The sequence below is a fragment of the Flavobacterium bizetiae genome, from assembly GCF_902804475.1.
Taxonomy (GTDB): domain Bacteria; phylum Bacteroidota; class Bacteroidia; order Flavobacteriales; family Flavobacteriaceae; genus Flavobacterium; species Flavobacterium bizetiae.
The window spans coordinates 1-20,935 of the sequence record NZ_CADCSU010000016.1; the positions used below are offsets into that span (position 1 = coordinate 1).

The 20,935-nt window shown below is 36.5% G+C and carries 13 protein-coding genes; all 13 read right to left on the reverse strand.

Going from position 1 to position 20,935, the window contains the following annotated elements; genetic code table 11:
* Positions 1-753 precede the first annotated feature (753 nt).
* The 13 genes from FLACOL7796_RS00230 to FLACOL7796_RS00290 all read right to left on the reverse strand — a co-directional run bounded on the left by FLACOL7796_RS00230 (position 754) and on the right by FLACOL7796_RS00290 (position 20,914).
* Positions 754-1,812: a hypothetical protein gene (locus FLACOL7796_RS00230; RefSeq protein WP_173968629.1), complete on the reverse strand. Its 1,059-nt coding sequence runs from the start codon at positions 1,810-1,812 to the stop codon at positions 754-756.
* A gap of 478 nt (positions 1,813-2,290) precedes the next feature.
* Positions 2,291-3,118 (reverse strand): Rossmann-fold NAD(P)-binding domain-containing protein, encoded by an 828-nt coding sequence (locus FLACOL7796_RS00235; RefSeq protein ID WP_173968631.1) that lies wholly within the window; start codon positions 3,116-3,118, stop codon positions 2,291-2,293.
* Between the two features lie 72 nt (positions 3,119-3,190).
* Positions 3,191-4,069, reverse strand: a complete 879-nt coding sequence (locus FLACOL7796_RS00240; RefSeq protein WP_173968632.1) for a helix-turn-helix domain-containing protein — start codon at positions 4,067-4,069, stop codon at positions 3,191-3,193.
* A 163-nt stretch (positions 4,070-4,232) separates the two neighbouring features.
* Positions 4,233-5,261 (reverse strand): hypothetical protein, encoded by a 1,029-nt coding sequence (locus FLACOL7796_RS00245; protein ID WP_173968634.1) that lies wholly within the window; start codon positions 5,259-5,261, stop codon positions 4,233-4,235.
* A complete protein-coding gene (locus tag FLACOL7796_RS00250) occupies positions 5,252-6,490 on the reverse strand; it encodes a hypothetical protein (RefSeq protein WP_173968636.1) in 1,239 nt (412 codons plus the stop codon). Before FLACOL7796_RS00250 ends, FLACOL7796_RS00245 begins: the two co-directional genes overlap by 10 nt.
* A gap of 233 nt (positions 6,491-6,723) precedes the next feature.
* On the reverse strand, positions 6,724-8,661 hold the full coding sequence (gene nagB, locus FLACOL7796_RS00255) for a glucosamine-6-phosphate deaminase (RefSeq protein ID WP_173968637.1): 1,938 nt from the start codon (positions 8,659-8,661) through the stop codon (positions 6,724-6,726).
* Between the two features lie 30 nt (positions 8,662-8,691).
* Positions 8,692-9,600, reverse strand: a complete 909-nt coding sequence (locus tag FLACOL7796_RS00260; RefSeq protein ID WP_197913305.1) for a DMT family transporter — start codon at positions 9,598-9,600, stop codon at positions 8,692-8,694.
* 1 nt (position 9,601) lies between these two features.
* Positions 9,602-10,741, reverse strand: a complete 1,140-nt coding sequence (gene nagA, locus FLACOL7796_RS00265) for an N-acetylglucosamine-6-phosphate deacetylase (protein WP_173968640.1) — start codon at positions 10,739-10,741, stop codon at positions 9,602-9,604.
* A gap of 83 nt (positions 10,742-10,824) precedes the next feature.
* Entirely contained in the window at positions 10,825-14,028 is a 3,204-nt protein-coding gene (locus tag FLACOL7796_RS00270) for a LamG-like jellyroll fold domain-containing protein (protein WP_173968642.1), read from the reverse strand.
* Positions 14,029-14,399: 371 nt separating this feature from the next.
* Entirely contained in the window at positions 14,400-15,611 is a 1,212-nt protein-coding gene (locus FLACOL7796_RS00275) for an AGE family epimerase/isomerase (protein ID WP_173968644.1), read from the reverse strand.
* A gap of 329 nt (positions 15,612-15,940) precedes the next feature.
* On the reverse strand, positions 15,941-18,031 hold the full coding sequence (locus FLACOL7796_RS00280) for a GDSL-type esterase/lipase family protein (protein WP_173968646.1): 2,091 nt from the start codon (positions 18,029-18,031) through the stop codon (positions 15,941-15,943).
* A gap of 131 nt (positions 18,032-18,162) precedes the next feature.
* Positions 18,163-19,404 (reverse strand): MFS transporter, encoded by a 1,242-nt coding sequence (locus tag FLACOL7796_RS00285; RefSeq protein WP_173968647.1) that lies wholly within the window; start codon positions 19,402-19,404, stop codon positions 18,163-18,165.
* A gap of 349 nt (positions 19,405-19,753) precedes the next feature.
* Complete coding sequence (locus FLACOL7796_RS00290; protein WP_173968650.1) at positions 19,754-20,914, reverse strand: galactose oxidase; 1,161 nt, start codon at positions 20,912-20,914, stop codon at positions 19,754-19,756.
* Positions 20,915-20,935: the final 21 nt, after the last annotated feature.

The following is a 20,935-nucleotide window of genomic DNA, read 5'->3' on the forward strand; positions in this document are numbered from 1 at the left end:
GAACTTATTACTGCAATAATGATAGTCTTCGCAGGCGGAGATCCTTCAAAAGTATTTAAAACATAAAGTGGCCGGAATTTCTTCCGACCACTCTTATCTGAAAAGGCGGTCTTTTTTTTTTAGATTATTTTACAATTCTTATGTGTAGCACTTTGTCAAAGTTTTTATCGTAAAGTTTGTCATTCGATTTCTTTTTTTTTAGGAGCTAATCCCGCTATTCGTTCCAATCTTTTATTTTTTTAAAGGAAAAAAATAAAAGGATTTCCACTGCTATCGGGGCTAGGACAATCATTTTTATAAGAATATTTTCGTGTAGTTTGTGGGTCTAACTTTGTCAAAGTTTCGAACTTTGACAAAGTTTTCAGCGCAAAGTTTGTCATTTCTAGGGACGAGAAATCACACAAGAAATTCCGCAAAGGAAGTCGCCAATCTTTGTCGATTTACGAGTGTGATTTCTCATTCTTCGAAATGACAAAAATGAGTGGGTCTTATGTGAGAACTTTGTCAAAGTTTCGAACTTTGACAAAGTTTTTAGCGCAAAGTTTGTCATTTCGAAGAATGAGAAATCTCCGCAAGTAACTCCGTTCCAATAAGCCAATCTTTGTCGAGCTTCTCACGAAGATTTCTCCTCCGTCGAAATGACAAAAATGGGGTTACCTTATTTGATGGAGTTCCAGAGGAACGAAATATATTGTAGGGATGTCCCGAAGCTTCGGGATTAATCCATCCTAAACATATGGAGATTTCCCGTCCCTAAACAACAAAAACAGGTTTAGTACCATCTAGTTCTAAAGACACAGAATCAAAGTCTCGTGATTCTTGTATTTTGTCAGCAACAGTTTTAAGAAAATCAGCAACATCATCAATATAAAGCAATATTCTTTTCGGTTCTTTTTTGATTCCAAAAGGTAAATTGACAGAAATGCTTTCTTTTAATTCAATCGAAATGTTATGAGGCTCTAATTTTCCTAATAGAGCAAATTTTATCAGATCATTGCTTTTATCATAATCCCCTTCAAATTTTTGAATGGTTTTAATAGAATCAAAAGGAATTTCTAAAGTATCAAAAAGTCCGTAGCGAATGATGATTTTTTGAGATAAAACAAGATGAGTCCTGAAATAAATCGCTTTCAAATGCCCAATCAGATTTATTAGCAAATAAACGTGAAGTATCAGGATAATAATGGCAATCGTTTTATTGCGTGAAATTAAGTACGCGTGCAACGCAATAGCTTCAAAAACCGAAGCCAACATTAAACCGATATAAATGGCACTAACACCATTTTCGCGATAGCCGGAAAAACCACTTTTATTGTTTTTGTTTCCAGTCCATTTTATGAAACAATAGTAGAAAGAACAAACTTCAAAAGCGATCATTTTTGCCAGTTTTTTAAACTTAATTGATTTTTTTAAAGAACCTGAAATAATAGCATAATCGTCCTGTTCGACATTGTCTTTTTGTTTTACCGCTTTTCTAAAATTTCGAATAAATTGAAAAGCTTTCCAAACTAAGAAAATCAGGAATGCAATATTGAAATAAATCTTCCATTGAAAAACGACTTGAAAAAAGTTGTTTTCCATTTCGAATACATAAGGAGTAATCTTAAAAACAGAATAAAAAACAAACCAAAACGTAAATTCGATTTGTTTTTTATTTGTGATATAATATAATGCCGGTGTTACAATCAAAAATAAAGCCGTGAAGACCGATAATAAAATCGAATTATCCTGAATATGACTATTTAAACTGATTAATGCAATACCAATTTCGATTGCAATAAACACAATCAACGCGCTATATTTTTTGAGCATAAGGTTTCTAAAATGTTTTGAAAATCTATTCTCTAAAATTAGAAATTTAAAAGTGAATTGCAGGTTTTTATGCTGGTTTTTTCTTCTAATAAAATAAAAATTTTGAGCGTTTTTTAGAGCAAAATTATACAAGAAATTCTGCAAAAAAAGTCGCCAATCTTTGTAGAGTTACGAGTGTGATTTCTCCTCCGTCGAAATGACAAAAAGGGGAGAGTGTTGTTGGAGAACTTTGTCAAAGTTTCGAACTTTGACAAAGTTTTTAGCGTAAAGTTTGTCATTTCGAGGAACGAGAAATCACACAAGAAATTCCGCAAAGAAATTCGCCAATCTTTGTCGAGTTACGAGTGTGATCCTTCGACTTCGCTCAGGATGACAAAAAGTGTGGATAAAAAAATCCGTACAAATCCGCGTTTTCGCTTTAGCGAATCCGTATCATCCGCGTACAATCGACAAAGTGTTTCTTAAAAAGCACAACATCTCAAATATCCCAGATTCCGGTCTCCGCTGTTTCTTTCGCGTAAGCGGAAAAATCTTTAGCTTTCCTGCCCAAAACTTTTTCGATATCAGAAGTGACACTCGAATTTCTGCCATCTAAAACCTGCTCGAAAAGATAATTTACCAACCAGATAAAATCTTCCGGAATCTGGTATTCTCGCAACATTTGAACATATTCACTTAGAGATAAAGGCTGAAAAGTGATATTTCTGTTAGTAGCATTCGCGATTTCGTTTACGATTTGTTCAAACGTTAATAATCTCGGACCTGTTAATTCATAAGTTTGTCCGTTGTGTTTTTCGTCTAAAAGTGAAGCTGTAACCACATCTGCAATATCATCAGCATCTACAAAAGGTTCGAGCGCTTCGGCTCTTGGCAACGCAACGATTCCGGCCAAAATAGGATCGAGGAATATGCTTTCGCTAAAGTTTTGATTGAACCAGCTTGCGCGAACAATTATCCAGTTTTTAGCATTTGTTTTTACGATTTCTTCGCAAACTTGTGCTTCTTTTTCGCCCCTTCCGGACAATAAAACTATTTTCTGAACACCTGCTTTTGTCGCAAGAAGAGTAAAATTTTGAATACTATCTGCCGCCGATGGAATGGCCAAATCCGGTTGAAAAGTAATATAAGCCGCATCGATATCCTGAAGAACTTTTTCCCATGTTTCGGGCTTTTCCCAATCAAAAGGAATTTTCTCGTTTCGCGAACCTAAACGAATTTCGATATTCTCGATTTTTTCTAATCTTTCAACCACTCTGCGTCCTGTTTTTCCGTTGGAACCCAGGACTAAAATTTTTGTATTTTTCATATCAGTATTTTTTTAGATGATTACTGATACAAAGATGTGGAGACTAAAAAAGAATCATTTGTCGTAAAAGAATTATGATTTGTCTGAAAGGAATTGTTGCCGAACATCATTAGGACGCATTCCGAATTTTTTATGAAATGCATTCGAGAACGAACTTAAACTTTCGTACCCAACTTCCCAAGCCGATTCTTGTACTGTTTTTTCGCTTTCGCGGAGTAACTCATAAGCTTTATGCAATCGTTCTTCCTGAACAAATTTAAAAACCGGAATACCAAAAAGCTCTTTGAAATTCTTTTTGAGTTTGTTACTGTTCAGGCCTACCATTTGAGATAACTGCGTAATCGAAGGTGGTTTCGAATAACTATTGGTCACAATTTCTTTGGCTTTATACAATTTATTTTTGTCTATTTCCGAAAAGTCAATTTTGGTACCAGTCGCTAAAAGTGCATAAAAATGGGAGAGAAGTTCATTGACCTGACTTCTTAAAAACAACAATCTCGTATTGCCGGTATAAGTGGTATTGAAGATTTTTTGAACGGCCACTTGCATATCCAGAGTCATATAAAAAGAAGGTCCTTTTACAAAATGCTCTTTCGGATGTAGTAATTCCGGAAGATAGTTTTCGAAAATCTCTTTTTCGGCCTGAGGCAAAGCATGAAGATGTTTGGGTTTTGTAAAAATACTGATCGATTGCAAAGGTTTATCGGGCTCGATTTTATGCGAGAACGCTACTTTTTGATTTCCAAAAAAGCAAATCGCCAAACCTGTCGTATTCATTAAGTACTTCGTTTGTTCATTGTGCTTAATTTCCAGTTCAACATTACCCGAACCATAAAAGGCAAATCCCACAGCATCGCCGTCGATTTCGCATTGCTGAACAAATGCTTTATCGGTATTAGATTGTTCGATTAAAACAATAAAATCATTCAATTCGATGATATCTGTTGTCATGGATTTTTTTATTGTTGGTCTAAAAAAAGCATGAAAAGTTACGATTTATTTTAATTTCAAATTCCAATCTATAAAAGTAAAACTCCAAAATAAAAAAATCCCAAATTCCAATGAAGGAATTTGAGATTTTTTGGAATTTGGAATTTTAAAAAATTGGAATTTTTTAATTCTGTTCTTCGATTACTGATTTATTCAATTTCAGCACTCTGATTTTTTTATTGGTATTGTCTGACAAAAACAAACGATCGTTAAGTTGCGCTACCCCAACAATGCTCCCAAAAGCATTTTGTCCTAAAACATCAGAAACATTTACACTTGCATTATAAGTACGATTCATAAATTCAGCTTTAGGATACAATACCAAATTATTTACACTTCCTGAGTTTTCTGATGCAATCGCCCAGTCTTTGCTAAAACTAACTGCAATAGGTTTTGCATTAAAAGTTGAAGTTGTAGGTTTTAAAGGCTCAGTAAGAGAAGCTGCTGCATTGGCCTTGATATAGGCAATGTTGTAATACAAATAGCTTTTAGCATCTCTTCCGGCAACAACTAGGTTTCCGGCTTCTACATCAAGCGAATACACCTGATCAAAACCGTTTAATGTATTTAGTTTGGCGATTGGTTTTAAATCCCAATTGCTGGTTTCGGTAATTTGAGAAGTTTCAAAAACCTTAATAGACGTTTCTTTTTCTTTTACGAAAATCAATCCGTCTTTTACCACAACTCCAAAAACGTGTACGAAAGTATTCCACCACTGACCGTTTCCAACCGTGCTGATTCCCGCGTTGGTATTTTCATCCATAACAAAAAGTCTTGACTCACGGCTTCCAATATAAATTCGGCCATTATCAACAGCAACTGAAGTAATTTCGGTTAAAGGAATTGTAGTCGTTCCTTTTTTATATTCTGTAATTGTTTTAATGTGTGCCAAAGTTACAGCGTTAAAAACCTCCAGTACATTACCATTTGCCACATATAATTTTTCGTTGGCAATCGCAATTCCTTTTGGATCTAAAGTTCCTGTACCATTCCCAATTTGAGCCGCAGTAATCGATGCTTCATCAGTAGGGTAAAAGTAGTTGTAAGTAGTGGCATCATCGCCATTTGAATCTTTGCTGCAATTGGTAAAAAGGCAAAGTAATACTAGTAAAAACGGTATTTTGTTCATGGTAGTTTTGTAGGTTAGTTCCATTTTCCTTCTCCTTTATATTTTACTAAAAACGGGTTTTTAGGATTAATCTTAAAGACAGGTTTTTTATAAGCTCCAGATAAATATTTTGTCTTCGTGTATCCTTTTAAGATATCAGGATCGATAAACGGAAGATCATTTAAAGAAATCAGGTATTTATAAAAATCGGTTAACATTTCCTGCTGGCCACCACCCTGACCGCTATTGGCTAAGTTACTACTGTGGCTGTAACCACTATGATGTGAATATTCGTGAGACCAAACCGACATTTCGCCAACCCAGTGTCCGGTTACATAACCAGATTCCCATTGCGAAGCTAATGCGCCACCGCCCCAGGCAGAACCTCCGCCAACCATGGCCATATTCAGTGTACGGCTATCAATATAAGTATTATACGCTTGTTCGATTTGAGCTTTTGTCAAATAATCGTAAACGCCGTCTACATCGTCAGCATTTCCGTGCCAGTTCAATGCGCCATTTACTTCAGTTCCTGCTGCTGCAGCCTGTTCTCTTTTGTATCGGTCGAAATTCATAAAAGTGTCGTAATACAAAGGATGACTTATCGCGTATGAGAAGTTGATAATCATTGTAATCGCCTCTTTTGCCAAGACAGGATTCATTGGTAAATATTTATTAGGATCATCAGCAGGATTATTAAGGTGATACTGCGTGCTGAATTGTACCAAACGAGCCGATTTAATTTTCTTGAATTTTGCAAATAAAGGATCTGAAGATTCTACAGAAAATTGAATTGCTCCCGAAGAAAATCCGTCGATTTTATCGATCGTAACTGTTTTTCCGTTTTCTAACTGGTAATCATGTTTTCCTTCAACTAAAGGAAGTTGGTGAAAAGAACGGTGAAAAGCCGGAACTTTTGAGAATTGATACACTAAAAATCGTTTGTCGTAGTTGGCCAGTTTTGCGTAAACTTTTACATCTGTCAGTCCAACCGGAGAATAAAGAGAAATTTGTACCGAATCTTTTCCTTTTTGAAGGATTTGCATCGGCTGATTTACACGAAACCAACGGTCTTTATTATCATACATTTTTGATGAATTTTCATCATCTTCAAACATTGTCATGGGTTGATTCCCGACAGGTAAATTCGAAGCATCAATGCTTGGCAAATAATTCGCATTGTAATTGTCTCCTTTTGAGTCGTCATCGCTGCAACCGACCAGTATGCTTGCGAAAAGGGCAAAGGGCAATAAATAAGAAATGGTTTTTTTCATAGGTTTGTAGGTTAAATTTGGGGTTTAATTTTCAAAGCGCAAAACTATCAATATCATTATTAAAAACAATGATATTGAAAGAAAATTGCTATTTTAATTTGTTGTATGAGTAGGTTTTTTTAGATTTTTGTTATTATAAAAACGTATTGATTCTTAATTTGTTATCATAAACGAAGATAATTTCGAATGAGAACATACACTTTAGAATCTGATCAAAAATGTTTAGGTTTTGGTTAATAATCAAAACGCTTAAAAGCTTCGATTGCTTCGTATTCTGCCAATCCTAAATCATCGTATAGAATTGCGGTATTTTTGTTACGGTCTTCGGCTCTCACCCAGAATTCTCGAGAATCGTTTCCTTGGAACATTACTCTGTCTTTTTGAGACTGATGGTATAAAATCGCATGACGTTTAAGTAGTACTTCTGATGGAGAAAGCGGAACGGCCATATCGATTTCATGAATGTCCCATTCGTGCCACGCTCCTCTGTACAACCACAACCAGCAATCATCCATGTATTTCTCTGGTTTTAATTCTTTTAAGGCGGCAAAAATGGCGTTCAGACAAACTTCGTGCGTTCCGTGTGGATCTGCCAAATCTCCTGCTGCAAAAACCTGATGTGGTTTTATTTTGGCAATGATATTTTTTACAATTGCAATATCTTCAGGTCCCAAAGGATTCTTTTTTACCTGTCCTGTTTCGTAAAACGGAAGATCTAAAAAGTGTGTGTTTTCATCTTTTAAACCAATGTATCTTGTAGCGGCATAAGATTCTCTTCTTCTTATTAATCCTTTTAATTTTCGAACTTCAAGAGAATCGATTTCGTTTTCTGATTTATGGTTTAAAAATTCAATTACAGATTTAAAGTTGATGCCTGCGCCTGCTTCACCAATAAAATCTTTGGCAACCTCAGCAAATTTCAAGGCTTCGTCGTCTGTAACGGCTATATTTCCGGAGGTTTGATATACTACGTGTACATCATGACCTTGTTTTATCAATTTTGAAAAAGTTCCTCCCATAGAAATCACATCATCATCAGGATGTGGACTAAAAAGAATCACTCGTTTTTTTGCTGGATTGGCTCTTTCCGGACGATGCGAATCGTCTGTATTGGGTTTTCCACCTGGCCATCCTGTGATGGTATGCTGTAATACGTTGAACATATTGATGTTCAAATCATAAGCAGAACCTTCTTGCGCCAAAAGATCAGACATTCCGTTGTTGTTGTAATCTCTGTCTGTTAATTTTAATATCGCTTGTTTTGTTTTTTGGCACAACCAAACAATCGCTTTGCTTTTTAATTCTTGTGTCCAGATGCATTCTCCTACTAACCAAGGTGTTTTGAAACGGGTTAACTCAGATGCTGCAGACTGGTCTAATACGAAAGTTGCATTCGCATGATTTTGTAAAAATGTAGCCGGAACTTCTGAACTGATATCTCTCTGAATGGTTCTCTTTATGATATCGGCTTTGTTTTGTCCCCAAGCCATAAGTACGATTCTCTTTGATCTCAAAATGGTAGAAACTCCCATCGTGATCGCTCTTTTAGGAACGTTATCAATACCATTAAAATCTGATGAAGCATCGACTCTTGTAATGTGATCCAGTGTAATAATTCTGGTTCCTGAATTAACGTGTGATCCCGGTTCGTTGAAACCTACGTGACCTGTACGACCAATTCCTAATAACTGAAAATCAAGACCTCCGGCGTTTTTAATATTCATTTCGTAGTCAATACAATATTGATTTAATTCATCAATATGTACGGTTCCGTCCGGAATATTAACATTGTCAGGGTTGATGTCGATGTGATTAAAAAGATGCTGGTGCATGAAATAATGGTAGCTCTGATTGTTCTCTTTGCTCATTGGATAATATTCATCCAAGTTGAAAGTGATTACATTGCTAAAGCTCAAGCCTTCTTCTTTGTGCATTCTCACTAATTCTTCATAAACTTTTATAGGAGAAGAACCTGTTGCTAAACCTAATACACAAGCTTTTCCTTTTTCTTGTTTAGATCTAATTAATTGCGCAATTTCCTGCGCCACAATTATAGAAGCTTCAGCTGAATTTTTGAAGATTTCATTGTGGATTTTCTCAAATCGAGTTTCTTCAAATTTCCCCGCACTTTTATAGCTGATATCAGGTTTGGTTTCTAATTCAGTTTCCATTTTTATTAATTTTATTTGGTTAAATTATTTTTATTTTTTATCAGAAGAAAGAGTAGTGTACAATCCGATGATGACGAATACAACTCCAAAAAGCGTATATAAAGTAAGCGGTTCATCTACCATAAAATAGGCAATTAGAAACCCGAAAATCGGACACAGAAAAAGCCAATACGAAGCTTTGATAGGATTGATTTTGAGTAAATACAACCAAAACTGAACGGCTCCAATAGAAACTGCAATTGCCAGCCATGAGGTCGAAAACCAAAAATCACTATTAAAAACATTCTTTTCAGATTGATAGGTTATAAATAAAACCGGAAGCAGAAACACAGCGCCAATAATAGTTTGCCACCCATTTATGGTTAAAATGTGTAATCCGTTCCAGTTTTGTTTAGAGTAATAAATCGTTCCTAAAGAATAGGCAATCATGCTGGTAACTAAAATAAGTATGCCGCCGGGGGTCGCAAAACTGCTTTGTAATAAAGGATAAGCCGCTAGAAATACGCCAATAAAACAAAGAATGAGACTAAGAATGTTTTTGAATTTGATTTTATGCGATAACCAAACAGCCGAGATCAAAACAATAAAAACAGGATTAGTGGCCACAGCCAGACTTCCCAAACCGGCAGATACTTTTTGCATGGCAACGACATACAATCCCAAATAAAAAGTGATGTTGAACAAACCATAAATACTGATTTGCATCCATTCTTTTTTTTGCGGAAATCGTTTTGCCATTATAATATGTGAAAGAATAAGCATAATGCTTCCGGCTATTATAAATCTGAAAATAGAAATCACAAAAGGCTGCGCAGCATGTAACCCAATTTTGGTTGCTGTTGAAGCCGATGCCCATAAAAAAGCGAACAATATTCCGGCAATAATGATTTTAAATTCTTTGATTTTAGTAGTAATCGGGAGCATTTTTTCTTTCATCATTTTATGAAACAGAAATTGATGATGTAGAAAAATTCAAAGTTGCTATTTCAGATAAATCTTCATTAAACTGAACAAAACTTGCCGGAAAACCAGCTTTTATTTTTCCGAATTGATCTTCTAAACCAATTGCACTTGCCACGCGTGAAGTCGCCATTTTGATCGCTTCATCTGCTGAAACTTCTAAATGATTGTAAGCATTTTGGACCGCTTCTAACATCGAAATTGTGGCTCCTGCCAAATTTCCATCGTCATTTCTATAAAAACCATTGTCAAGATGTGCGTCGAAGTTATCCCACTTAAAGTTAGCTACTTTTCGGCCTAAAAAGGTAGCGTCACTAATCAAAAAGAATTTATCTTGCTTTAGTTTATACGCCACTTTTGCAGCAGCATAATCACAATGTGCGCCGTCTAAAATAACAGGAGCATAGACATTTTCGTTTTCAAAAGTGGCTCCAACCAAACCCGGTTCGCGATGTCCGAATTGTGTCATCGCATTAAATAAATGCGTTACTAGTTTTATGCCTTTCGAAAAATAAACCTGAGCTTCTTTGTGCGTTACAGTCGAATGTCCAATTGAGATTTGAATGTCACTTTCCAGCAACATATTCAACTGTTCTTCTGTAAAACATTCCGGTGCAATCGTGATCACTTTAATTACATCTTTTCCAAGTCTAATAATTTCTTCAAGCTCTTCATTCGTTGGTTTACGAACCTGATCAATACTATGCGCGCCACGTTTTAACGGATTCAAAAAAGGACCTTCCAAATGCATTCCGATTACGCCATTATCATGTTTTTTCATGTAATTACGAACCGCTTCAATTCCCTGAAGAATCGTTTCATGCGAAGACGAAATCAAACACGGAAGCACATGAGTTGTCCCGTATTTTAAACTGGCATCATAAATATCCTGAATGGTTTCTTCGGTAGGAGTTTGACTAAAATAAAGCCTTTCTCCGCCATTGATCTGAATATCAATAAAACCTGCGGCAATATGATTTCCTTTTAAATCGATTGTTTCTATATCTTGTGGAATTTCTTTTTGTACAGAAAGAATAGTTCCGTTTTCGATAATAATGACTCCGTTGGTAATAATTTCATCACCTGTATGCACGGTTGTATTGATAATCGCTTGTTTCATTTTTTAATTTGTTTTTGATTTTGTAGAACCGGAACACATCCGATTCTACAAAATTACTATAGCCGATGGCTTTTTTTCTCTTTTTATTTTTTAATTATTTTACGGCTAAGAGTGGTGTCTGAATCACTAATTTGTAAAATATATATGCCACTAGTTTTATTGCCCAGCGAAAAAGTTTTGCTTGTTTCGAAATTACTAAGCGTTGTTTTTTGAATTACTGTTCCTGAAACATCCACTATTTTGACTGTTATATCGCCTTTTGCATTATTAAAGGTGATATTAAACATATCGCTGGTTGGATTAGGTTCAACTAAAACATCAAATTTCGAAACTGTATCGACACTATTTTCTGCTGTTTTTTTGCTTAATGAAGGATTATTAGCCACAACAAATGTGTCTGCACCATTCGTTAACCAATTTAAACTAAAACGAACAAAATACATTTGATAGGTGGAGCTTTCGCCGTTTTCATAATAAATTCCAATTGTTCCGTCTGGCAAAATCGTTAAACTCGAATAAGCCGAAGCTCCTGCGAAAATAGTTTTTGATGCTCCCCAGGTCGTTCCTTCGTCTGTGCTCAATTGCACGCTCACATTTTTTCTACTTCCCGCAAATGGGATTGAATGTAATAATCTGTTTTTATCATAACCATCAAGGGTAGAAGTATAGCGAATAAAATCTCCATCGCAATTGGGATCCGTAATACTTGCTTGATTGTAAGCCGTTCCCCAAGTTGCTCCTTTATCTGTCGAAATATTAAAACGACGTGTTCCCGGATTACGAATACTCATCATGATATTGCCGTTGTTTAATTCTACAACTTTCGCTTCGTCTCCGTCAATTTCTGCTCTTCCAGTCGATGCCGTCCACGTAATTCCGTGATCCTCACTTGTAATCATATAATTGCTTATGCGTTCTGTTCCTGAAACATTTTCACGAACAGCAATCGCTGCCACAATTTTTCCGTCACGCAATTGATGTGCTCTTCCCGAAGCTACAAATAAACCTTTCCAACCCGGATTTGGTCCATAAATCTGACTTGTAATGTCAATCGGAGTTCCCCATGTTACACCATTGTCTGTACTGTGAATGACTAAAACTTTGGCTGGAGCCGAATTTGTAGAAGCAAAAAAGCCTTTTTCAGCAGAAACCAAACACAATAATTCACCTGTAGTTTTATCCAAGACCAAAGCTGCATCGCCCGCTCCGGTTGAAGCACCAAAATTGGCAATGACGATAGGAGCAGACCATGTTTTTCCGTTGTCTGTACTGCGACGAACAACAGGATCTATTTTTGCAGCCAAATCTCCGGCGCCGTTCCATCTTTTATCCGTTACCGTTACCAAAGAACCATCGGCAGCAGTAATAATGGCCGGAATACGATAACTTGCAGAACCTGTATCTCCGGGTGTAAACAATAAGGTATTCGCCAATAAAATAACGCGATTTCCAGAAACCGTATTGGATGTTGTATTATAAGTAATGCCATTAGTAACAATAGATTCGCAAGTTGCATCGAGTAAATTTCCTTCATTGGCTGTAGCCGAAACATCATACGTAATCCAGAAATAATTATCTCCGTTTACTAATGCTTTTGATCCGTTTACAACTAAATTTCCGCTTGACGGAGCAACATTTCCAAACAAAGTTGCCGTAGCTAAATTAAAAATTGCAACACTTCCGCTGGAGTAAATTTTGATATTCGTAACATCAGAAACATTCGTAGTTCCTGACATTGTAAATTTTAAAGCACTAACCGTAAGCGGATTTATTGTGCCGCTAACAGAAGCTTTTACGGCAATAATGCGTTGGTTGGTATCTCCAATTCCCGTTGGTAATTCGGTTTGAACCAATGAAACCGAATTAATCTGCATTTCGTTGGTTTGCGCAATTACCATCGCTCCGTTATTTAAAGTTCCCGGATGATTGTTTCCTGAAATATCCGGAACGGTTGTACCGCTTATATTTTCGAAATCCCAAGCCGCAATTAAGTTGGTTTGTGGGCCGCTTACAATAGCCGTTTTATCCGTTACGATTTCTGCAGCGGTCATGGCTTTATTCCAAAAACGAATATCGTCTAATTGTGCATTCATATAAGAAGCAAAATTGCTGAGTGTTCCAAATAATAAATCTCCGGTATTTGAAACCGTATTGGTTCCGCCAATATTGGTTGTCGTTTTGGTTTGTTGTAAAACACCATCGACATAGATTTTGCAACTCGTTGAAGCAACATCAACAACCATGGCTAAATGATGCCAAATGTTATTTGCAATATTTGAGGTTCCGTATGGAGGCCCTGCAGCTCCGGCGCTTGTGGTTAAATTAACACCAAATTGTCCACCGCCGGCAGAAGTATTATTGATAAATTCATATCCAATTCCTGCACCATTCGGACGTTTGCTTAAAATGCGTTTTCCAAAATCTGAGGTTTTAATTTTGCAGGTAATCGTCAAACTTTGACCCGCTGCAATATTAAAATCAGCATGATTGGCAACCGACATATAATCGTTATTTCCATCTAAAGATAAAATCATCGGGAAAGCATTCGAAGTTGTTGGCGATCCTACCAAAGTACCGGGATGGTTATTGCCCGAAACATCAGGAACTGAAGTACCGCTTATGTTTTCGAAATTCCAAGCTGCCAGAAGATCAGTTGTTGGAGCATTTACAACGGCAGTCATATCGGCTTGTAATTCAAGGGCTGTCATGGCTTTATTCCAAATCCGAACATTATCAATTTGTCCTGACCATTTATAACTGTTTGAAGCATCAGAAGTTGCTCCAATTACAAAATTTAAAGCATTCGAAAAATCAGAAGTGACCGATGTAAATGTTTTTCCGGTATTGGCCAAAACGCCATCGATATAACCGTACAACGTGCGATTGCTCGACGCATCTATAACCAAAGCGATATGATGCCAGGTTCCGTCAGCAATAGAATTGGCCGAATATCCTGCCGTACTAATATTGTTTGGAGTTCCGGTTCCGCTCATGTTCATGGCAAATTTTCCGGCATTGGTTCCGTTTCCTGTCCAAAATTCGTAACCGTTTCCTGAAGCTCCGTTTCGCTTGGCAAATATTCTGGGAGTTCCTGTTGAAGTCGTTGTTTTTATCCAACAGGTAATTGTTTTGTTTTGGCTTGCGCCGAAGTCTAAATCGGGATGATCTGCGACCGTCATAAAAGTTGAAATTCCATCGAGGTTCAAAACCTTACCACTTTGTGCCTGTATATTCATACCATATAAACACATAAAACACGAACAAAATAAGCGTAATAAATTTTTCATAGTTTTTATTTTGGTTAAAATTGGTTAATAAGCATAAGGTTTAATAACGAACGACTTGATGGAACACAGGTTTTTATAGCAACATATAATATTGTACCGTTAGGTAAAAATGGTTGGTAAAAAACAAAAAATGTCCACAACAACCAGCGTGCCGTAGGTACGCAACAAAACGTACTCCTGCGTACCTACGGCACGCCAACGGGATCTTGAATCTAACTTTTTTCTACCGACCAATTGTGCCTAACGGCACAATAAATAAATTGTACATAATTTTCTACCGATATTTTGTCCCTAACGGTACAATACATAAATTGAACACAATTTTTCTACCGACCTGTTGTGCCTAATGGTACATTAATCACAACATTTATTTACAAACTTTGGTTTTCATGTTGGACTGTTTTCTCAAGATATTCGTTTAATATTTGTGTGCAATACCATTCTTGTCGCGGTAAATGAAATGGACCTTTGTACAGATTTCCTTTTGCAGTTTGCGCCACACTTCCGTCTCTGTGCAGGTATCCAAACCATTCTCCGTTTTCTTTATCGTGAAATTTACTGTACGCATAATCATGAATCATTTTATGCCATTTTGCATATTTTTCGTTTCCAGTCATGGTATACGCCAATAATGTTGCGATAATCACTTCGTTATGTGGCCACCAGAATTTCATATCCTGCCAATATTCCTGAACTGGTTTTCCGTAAACATCGCAGAAATATAAAATTCCGCCATGTTCTTTATCCCAACCGCGTTCCCACATGTAATCCAGCATTTTACAGCCTAATTCGATTAAATGCGGATCATTATTTCTGTATTTTGCTTCGTGTAAAATGAACCATGCGCCTTCAATGGCATGCCCCGGATTTAATGTTCTTCCGTCGATATGATCAATGATATCGCCATTTGGAGCCACTTGTTCCATCACACATTTGATGTCGTTTTTTACAAAATCACGTTCGATTTCGGCAATCCATTTAGTGATCCATTCGTCGCAGCGTGGATCTCCGATTGTTTCTCTCACTTGTTGCGCGGTATTGATCATAATCATCGGAGAGCCAATTCCTTTCGACGGACGTTCATTGGTGTATTTAGGTTCTAATAATCCCGGCGTGCTCGAATATTTGATACATTCTCCAAATAAATGGCGTGCTTGTTCTGCAATTATTTCGTCTCCGCTAGCTTTCGCGTAAGCGCTCATCGCAATAGTTGCAAAGGTTTCAGAGAAATAATAGCGACGTTTACGAATCGGATTTCCGTTGCGGGTTACGTGAAAAAACATTCTTCCGTCAGTATCAAAACAATGCTGATTGATGAAGTCGATTCCGGATTTAGCTCCGTCAAGCCACTCTTGTTTTGGCTCAATCGTATTATAAAGTGTCGATAACAACCATGCTGTTCTGCCTTGAAACCAAACCGATTTATCATCGTCGATTAAATTGCCATTTTGATCGCGCATTAATAAATAACCGCCGTGAATGGTGTCTATAGATTGCGGAAACCAAAAAGGCACGGTATCCTGTAATAATTGATGCTGATAAAAATCTTTTAGTTGTATTAGATCAGTATTTGAATAACTCATTTTAGATATGTTTTTGACTTAGTTTTACTAAGTGTTGATTTTTTATTTTTTTGCCACTCCCGATAGCTATCGGAATAAAAAGATTATTATGATTTTAATCCGTGCTTTTTTTTGGCACGCAGATCATGTCTTTTTATTCCTGAATAGGCTACAGCTTCAGCTGTAGTATTAAAATGAAGTAGAGATTGGCTTTAGCCAAAATTCACCGCGTTGTTTTTGGCTAAAGCCATATTTGTTGTACATTTTTCAATTTCCAGCTGAAGCTGGAGGCAATTCAAGAAAAATGATTTTTAAGATTTTAATTAGTGCTAATTCGTGAAATCTGTGTTTTATTTTTTATTACTTAAATCCATTTGAAAAGTCGAACACGGCAAATTCGCTTCATTTACCAGATTGGCTGTTGTGTACGGTTTCCAGGCATATAAAACAGATTTTATTTTTTCGCCTTTAGGAATCAGAATCGAAACCTCATTTTTTAATATTGTTGCCATAGTTTCGATCCTGATTCCTTTTTCGGTTACCAATTCAAAACCTGTTAGTTCTTTTTTATTTGCTGTCGATAATTGTTTTGCATTCGAAAAAGAAATGAGAATTTGATCTCTTTTTTGTGTTGCTTTTTCTGGTGATGGTCCGTTTGCGATTATGTTTTTTCCGTAAGTATATTTTAAGGCTAGAAGCGCCAGACGATCTCCAACCTGCTTTTTTTGAATAGGATGAACATTTGTAGCATCACCATAATCCATACTAATCGCCATGCCGCTATTGGGGATATTTTTCTGGATTTTGGTTTGTGCATCTCTAAAGGACGGCCAGGTCGGACGATCTGTTCCTGACAATTGAACATAATAAAACGGTAGGGAAGTTCCCCAGGCTTTGCGCCAGCTTTGCACCAATACTGGCATTAAATGTTCGTATAATTCGATGTTATGCGCGTTACTTTCGCCCTGATACCAAAGGATTCCTTTTATAGGGAAATCGGTAAAATGAGTTACTCCGGCTTCATAATTATAACTTGGTCCGTAAGGATGTCGTTGTTTTGGATTTTTGGCATTTTTTAAGTTTTCATCGGCACGCGATCTTACCCACGGCATCATAAAATCTGATTTTCGCCAGTTGGTTAATACATCAACCACTTTATCATCATGTTCTAAAGTATAACGATCAATCCAGGATTCTATGGGTGATCCGCCAACGGCAACTTGTATTAAACCTATCGGAACATTTTCTTCACGTGCAATATTTTCTCCGAAATAATAGGCTATAGCCGAAAAAGCTGCGGCACTTATCGAATCACTTATTTTCCATTTTCCGGAGAAAAATTGTAGATGATTCGTTTTTTCTAAAGTAATAGAATCCCAGGCTTTTTCGTCGGTTTCAGCAATGGCTTCAAAATTGAATAAACGAAGATTGGTGTTTTTGATCGCTTTTTTAACCTCATCGATTCCGTTTTCTGATTTCTGAAGCGGAAATGCCATATTCGATTGTCCGGAGCAAAACCAAACATCTCCAATCAGAATATTTTTTAGAATGATATTTTTTTCTTTTGATGCAATAATAATCTGATGTGTTCCGCCTGATTTCATTGCTGGAAAAATTACTTTCCATTTTCCGAATTCGTTTGTGGTGGCAATTTCTTTTTTATCATTAAAAGTGATTTCGATTTTGTCACCTCCATTGGCAGTTCCATAAATTACAATGGGCTGGTTTCTTTGAAGCACCATATTATCACTAAAAACGGGAGACAATTTTAATCCACCAAAATCTTGTGTAATAGTACTGTAAACCGTTTGTGCGAGAATTGTTGCGCCTTCTTTTGTGGGATGTAAAGCATCTGGAAAAAGATCAGGGCGATCGTATAATTTTTCGTGAAGATCAATTAAACCAACATTATTCGCTTTCGCAATTGCTGAAATATGTTCCTGAATTTGCCAGAACCAATCTCGTGTTCCCGATTTAAAACGCGGATGTTCGTTGAATATCGGTGTCATTTTGCAGATGTAGATTTTAACTTTCGGATTCTGCTTTTTCAAAGTATCTATTAACCACGAATAATCGGCATCAAAATCTTCTTTATAATTGGGCCAGTTTCTGGGATCTGTATCGTTTAATCCCAAATGAATAATCGCAATATCCGGACGATAAGCGATGGCTTCAGCACATTTTTCGGTTTTAAAATAAGGCGTACTTCCTTTCTTTAAAAGTGTTGCTCCGCTATGTCCAAAATTTTTTACTTCATATTGATTTCCTATCAAAACCTGAAGTTGTGAAGGATACGATTCTGTTGAAGGATTATTCAAAAGATAACCCGCCGTAACCGAATCTCCAATACAAGCAATTTTTGTTTGCGCTTTCATTTCAAGATTAAAAATCAGGGAAAGAAGCAGGATTATTATAAAAACATTTCGATTTTTTGTTCTCATTTTTTCTTAGAACTATTATTAAAAATGTGGCGATTATAAGCTGGGCAGAACGCATAGCTCCGCCCGGGCTTATTGAAAAACCAAAAAACAACTAACTCTTAAATTGTAAAAAGGGGAATGAACTTTATATCTTAAGCATCGGCAAAATCATTGACTTTAGGACGTAGAAAACTAATCTGAACGAGCAAAGCAAGCAAGACAACTCCGGCCATTAAAGCAAAACCAAAACCTAAAGTTCCTGAATCTGCTGATTTCCCGAGTAATGATGTGACCAACGCTCCACAGCCAACTCCTGTCATATTGAGGACGCCATAAGCGGTTGCCCGATGTTTTGATGAAACAAACTGACAAATGATAGGCATATTATTCGCATCGAACATTCCGTAACCGATACCAAAACATAAAACAGCTCCAACGACGTGAAATAAGGAATGTCCAAAACCTATCAACATTAAGGCAGGAATGGTTAAACTCAGTCCGATGGCGCTGGTATAAACACGGCCTTTAATGTTTTTCTGAACCCATTTATCAGATAAAATTCCTCCGAAAATAACGCCTATTAAAGATGAAACTGAAATTGTAATTGTGGCTATAGGCCCGGCTTGGTCCATTGAAATATTTAAGTTGTCCGAGAATAGGGTAGGGAGCCAGTTTTTTGTTGCCCAACCCGGTAAACTGATTATGGCGAAATAAAATAAAATCACCCAAAATGAAATATTGGTAAACAATAACGCCAGGCCTTTGAAAAGGGAATCTTTTTCGTGGGTTTTATTAAACTCAGGATCAAATACTTTGGTTGATACTTTTTTCTCGTATAAAAAGAAAACCAAAACGATTGAATACACAATACCCACAATACCAAAATGATGAAACGTAGTATGCCACGAAAATCTTGCTGCGATTGTGGCGCCAAAACCTCCTAAAGCAGATCCTACATAAAGTCCGGTCATGTGAATACCAATAGCCAATGATCTTGTTTTTTGCTGATGATAATCGGCGATTAAAGACAATCCTGCCGGAATATACAAAGCTTCACTCACGCCCATAACGGCTCTTAACCAGTAAATTTGACTGAATGTTGTGGCATATCCCATTGCATATGTTACGGCCGACCACACAAATAAACTACCAATAATTAACCATTTTCGGTTTAATTTGTCGGCGATAATTCCGGAAATGGGACTCATTAAAGCATAAATCCAAAGGAAAATGGCCATTAAACGCCCGAAGTTTTCGCCCGAAACCAGTTCTGGAATGTCGGCTTCCATTGATGGTCGCATGGTCGCCAGCATTTGTCTGTCCATATAGTTGAGCAACGCTACAATCCAGAGTAACGCAACGACTAACCAGGGATAATATTTAGAGTTTTTCATATTTTGATATGCTTTTTTTTGTTTAATCGCTTATTTTTTTTAACACATAGAAACATAGTTTTTATAGCTTGAAAAGGCGTTTCACTAGAAATAAAACTCATAGCGCTATGTGAAAAAAAATGTGTTTTTTTTAGAATCACCTTTACTTTGATTTTGAACCTATGTTTCTATGTGTTTAAAATTTTTTGCCACTGATTAAAAAGATTGTAATGATTTTAATTCGTGATAATTTGTGCAATTCGTGTTTAATTTTTTTTCTCGCAGATTTGGCAGATTGCGCAGATTTTATTTTAATTCTTGTTTAACCTGACAGGTTTTTAAAACCTGTCAGGTTAAACGGTTGAATTAATTATTTAATAGTTCCCAACATTACATCTGGAGTACGAATTCCGGGTTTTATTTCTCCATTCGATAAAACGATTTTATCATTCCAGATCGTTGCGGTTGTTGTGACTTGGGAAAGAAAAGGCAATTCGCCAATTTTTGACCATTTATTGGTGTGTGTGTTGTATAGTAAAATGTCGTTGTAAAAACCTTTGTGCGTTGTATTTAATATGTTTTTTTCGGCGATAAGTTTTGCTTTTTCTTCTTCAGATGTTGCGCTTGCAATTTGAGATAAGTAGGTTTCGATTTTATGAAAAGTAGTTCCGTTATCTCCTCCAAGAATTAAAATATATTCAGTACCAATGGCAACTCCGGCTCCGGCAGAAAAGTTGGTGGTTTGTTTTCCGTCAGAGATATTGGCTTTAGTTTCCCAGATTTGTTTTTTTAGATCAAAAGCTAAAGTGGTGTTGTGTAAATCACTGATTCCTGATGGAGTTTTAGTTCTTCCTCCAATAACATAAATCGTATTATTTTGGATTACCGAAACTGAATTCGCTAAAGCAAAAGGCAATTTGGTCAACAACTTCCATTCTGGTTTTTCGGCATTCAAATCAAGACTAAAAACTAAATCTGAGGATTGTTTTGCTTCGTCTCCGCCAATAGCGTAAACTATATTTTCTAAATGTGTAAGTGCAATATTGGTAATCGCTATTGGGAAATCAGGTAATGATTTTGTTTCGACTTCATTTTTATCAGCATTCCAATTTAGAAGATAAGCTTTATTCGAAAGTCCGTTTTCATTTTCTCCTCCTACATAAACGATTCCTGAATTTGTGCTTACATTTCCCGGATAGGCGATTGGTTCTGGTAATGTATGTATTGCTTTTTTGTTCCAAAGAAAATTATCGCCTGCTTTTTCTAAAACATGAATTTCGTTCGAATAATGTTTTTTTCCTCCTTCCCAAGGCATTTTATCGGGAAAATTAGCTCCTCCGGCAACAATCAAAACATTATTGCTAATTCCGTTTATTGGACCTGCAAAACCTAAAGAAAGACTTCCGTCAGCATTTTGCAATTGCTCTGCTTTTTTCCATTCGACATTTGTAATCTTTGTTTTTTGCGAAAAACCAATTGTTGTAGACATAATTAAAATAGTAAGGATTAAGGAAGAAAAAGAGGTATTCATAGGGTTTGTTTTAGAGAAAAC

Excerpts from the sequence above, each read along its gene's own strand:
- FLACOL7796_RS00245 (WP_173968634.1), bottom strand. The coding sequence starts at position 5,261 with ATGGAACTAACCTACAAAACTACCATGAACAAAATACCGTTTTTACTA.
- FLACOL7796_RS00250 (WP_173968636.1), bottom strand. The coding sequence starts at position 6,490 with ATGAAAAAAACCATTTCTTATTTATTGCCCTTTGCCCTTTTCGCAAGC.
- FLACOL7796_RS00235 (WP_173968631.1), bottom strand. The coding sequence starts at position 3,118 with ATGAAAAATACAAAAATTTTAGTCCTGGGTTCCAACGGAAAAACAGGA.
- FLACOL7796_RS00290 (WP_173968650.1), bottom strand. The coding sequence starts at position 20,914 with ATGAATACCTCTTTTTCTTCCTTAATCCTTACTATTTTAATTATGTCT.
- FLACOL7796_RS00285 (WP_173968647.1), bottom strand. The coding sequence starts at position 19,404 with ATGAAAAACTCTAAATATTATCCCTGGTTAGTCGTTGCGTTACTCTGG.
- FLACOL7796_RS00240 (WP_173968632.1), bottom strand. The coding sequence starts at position 4,069 with ATGACAACAGATATCATCGAATTGAATGATTTTATTGTTTTAATCGAA.
- nagB (WP_173968637.1), bottom strand. The coding sequence starts at position 8,661 with ATGGAAACTGAATTAGAAACCAAACCTGATATCAGCTATAAAAGTGCG.
- FLACOL7796_RS00260 (WP_197913305.1), bottom strand. The coding sequence starts at position 9,600 with ATGATGAAAGAAAAAATGCTCCCGATTACTACTAAAATCAAAGAATTT.
- nagA (WP_173968640.1), bottom strand. The coding sequence starts at position 10,741 with ATGAAACAAGCGATTATCAATACAACCGTGCATACAGGTGATGAAATT.
- FLACOL7796_RS00275 (WP_173968644.1), bottom strand. The coding sequence starts at position 15,611 with ATGAGTTATTCAAATACTGATCTAATACAACTAAAAGATTTTTATCAG.
- FLACOL7796_RS00230 (WP_173968629.1), bottom strand. The coding sequence starts at position 1,812 with ATGCTCAAAAAATATAGCGCGTTGATTGTGTTTATTGCAATCGAAATT.
- FLACOL7796_RS00280 (WP_173968646.1), bottom strand. The coding sequence starts at position 18,031 with ATGAGAACAAAAAATCGAAATGTTTTTATAATAATCCTGCTTCTTTCC.
- FLACOL7796_RS00270 (WP_173968642.1), bottom strand. The coding sequence starts at position 14,028 with ATGAAAAATTTATTACGCTTATTTTGTTCGTGTTTTATGTGTTTATAT.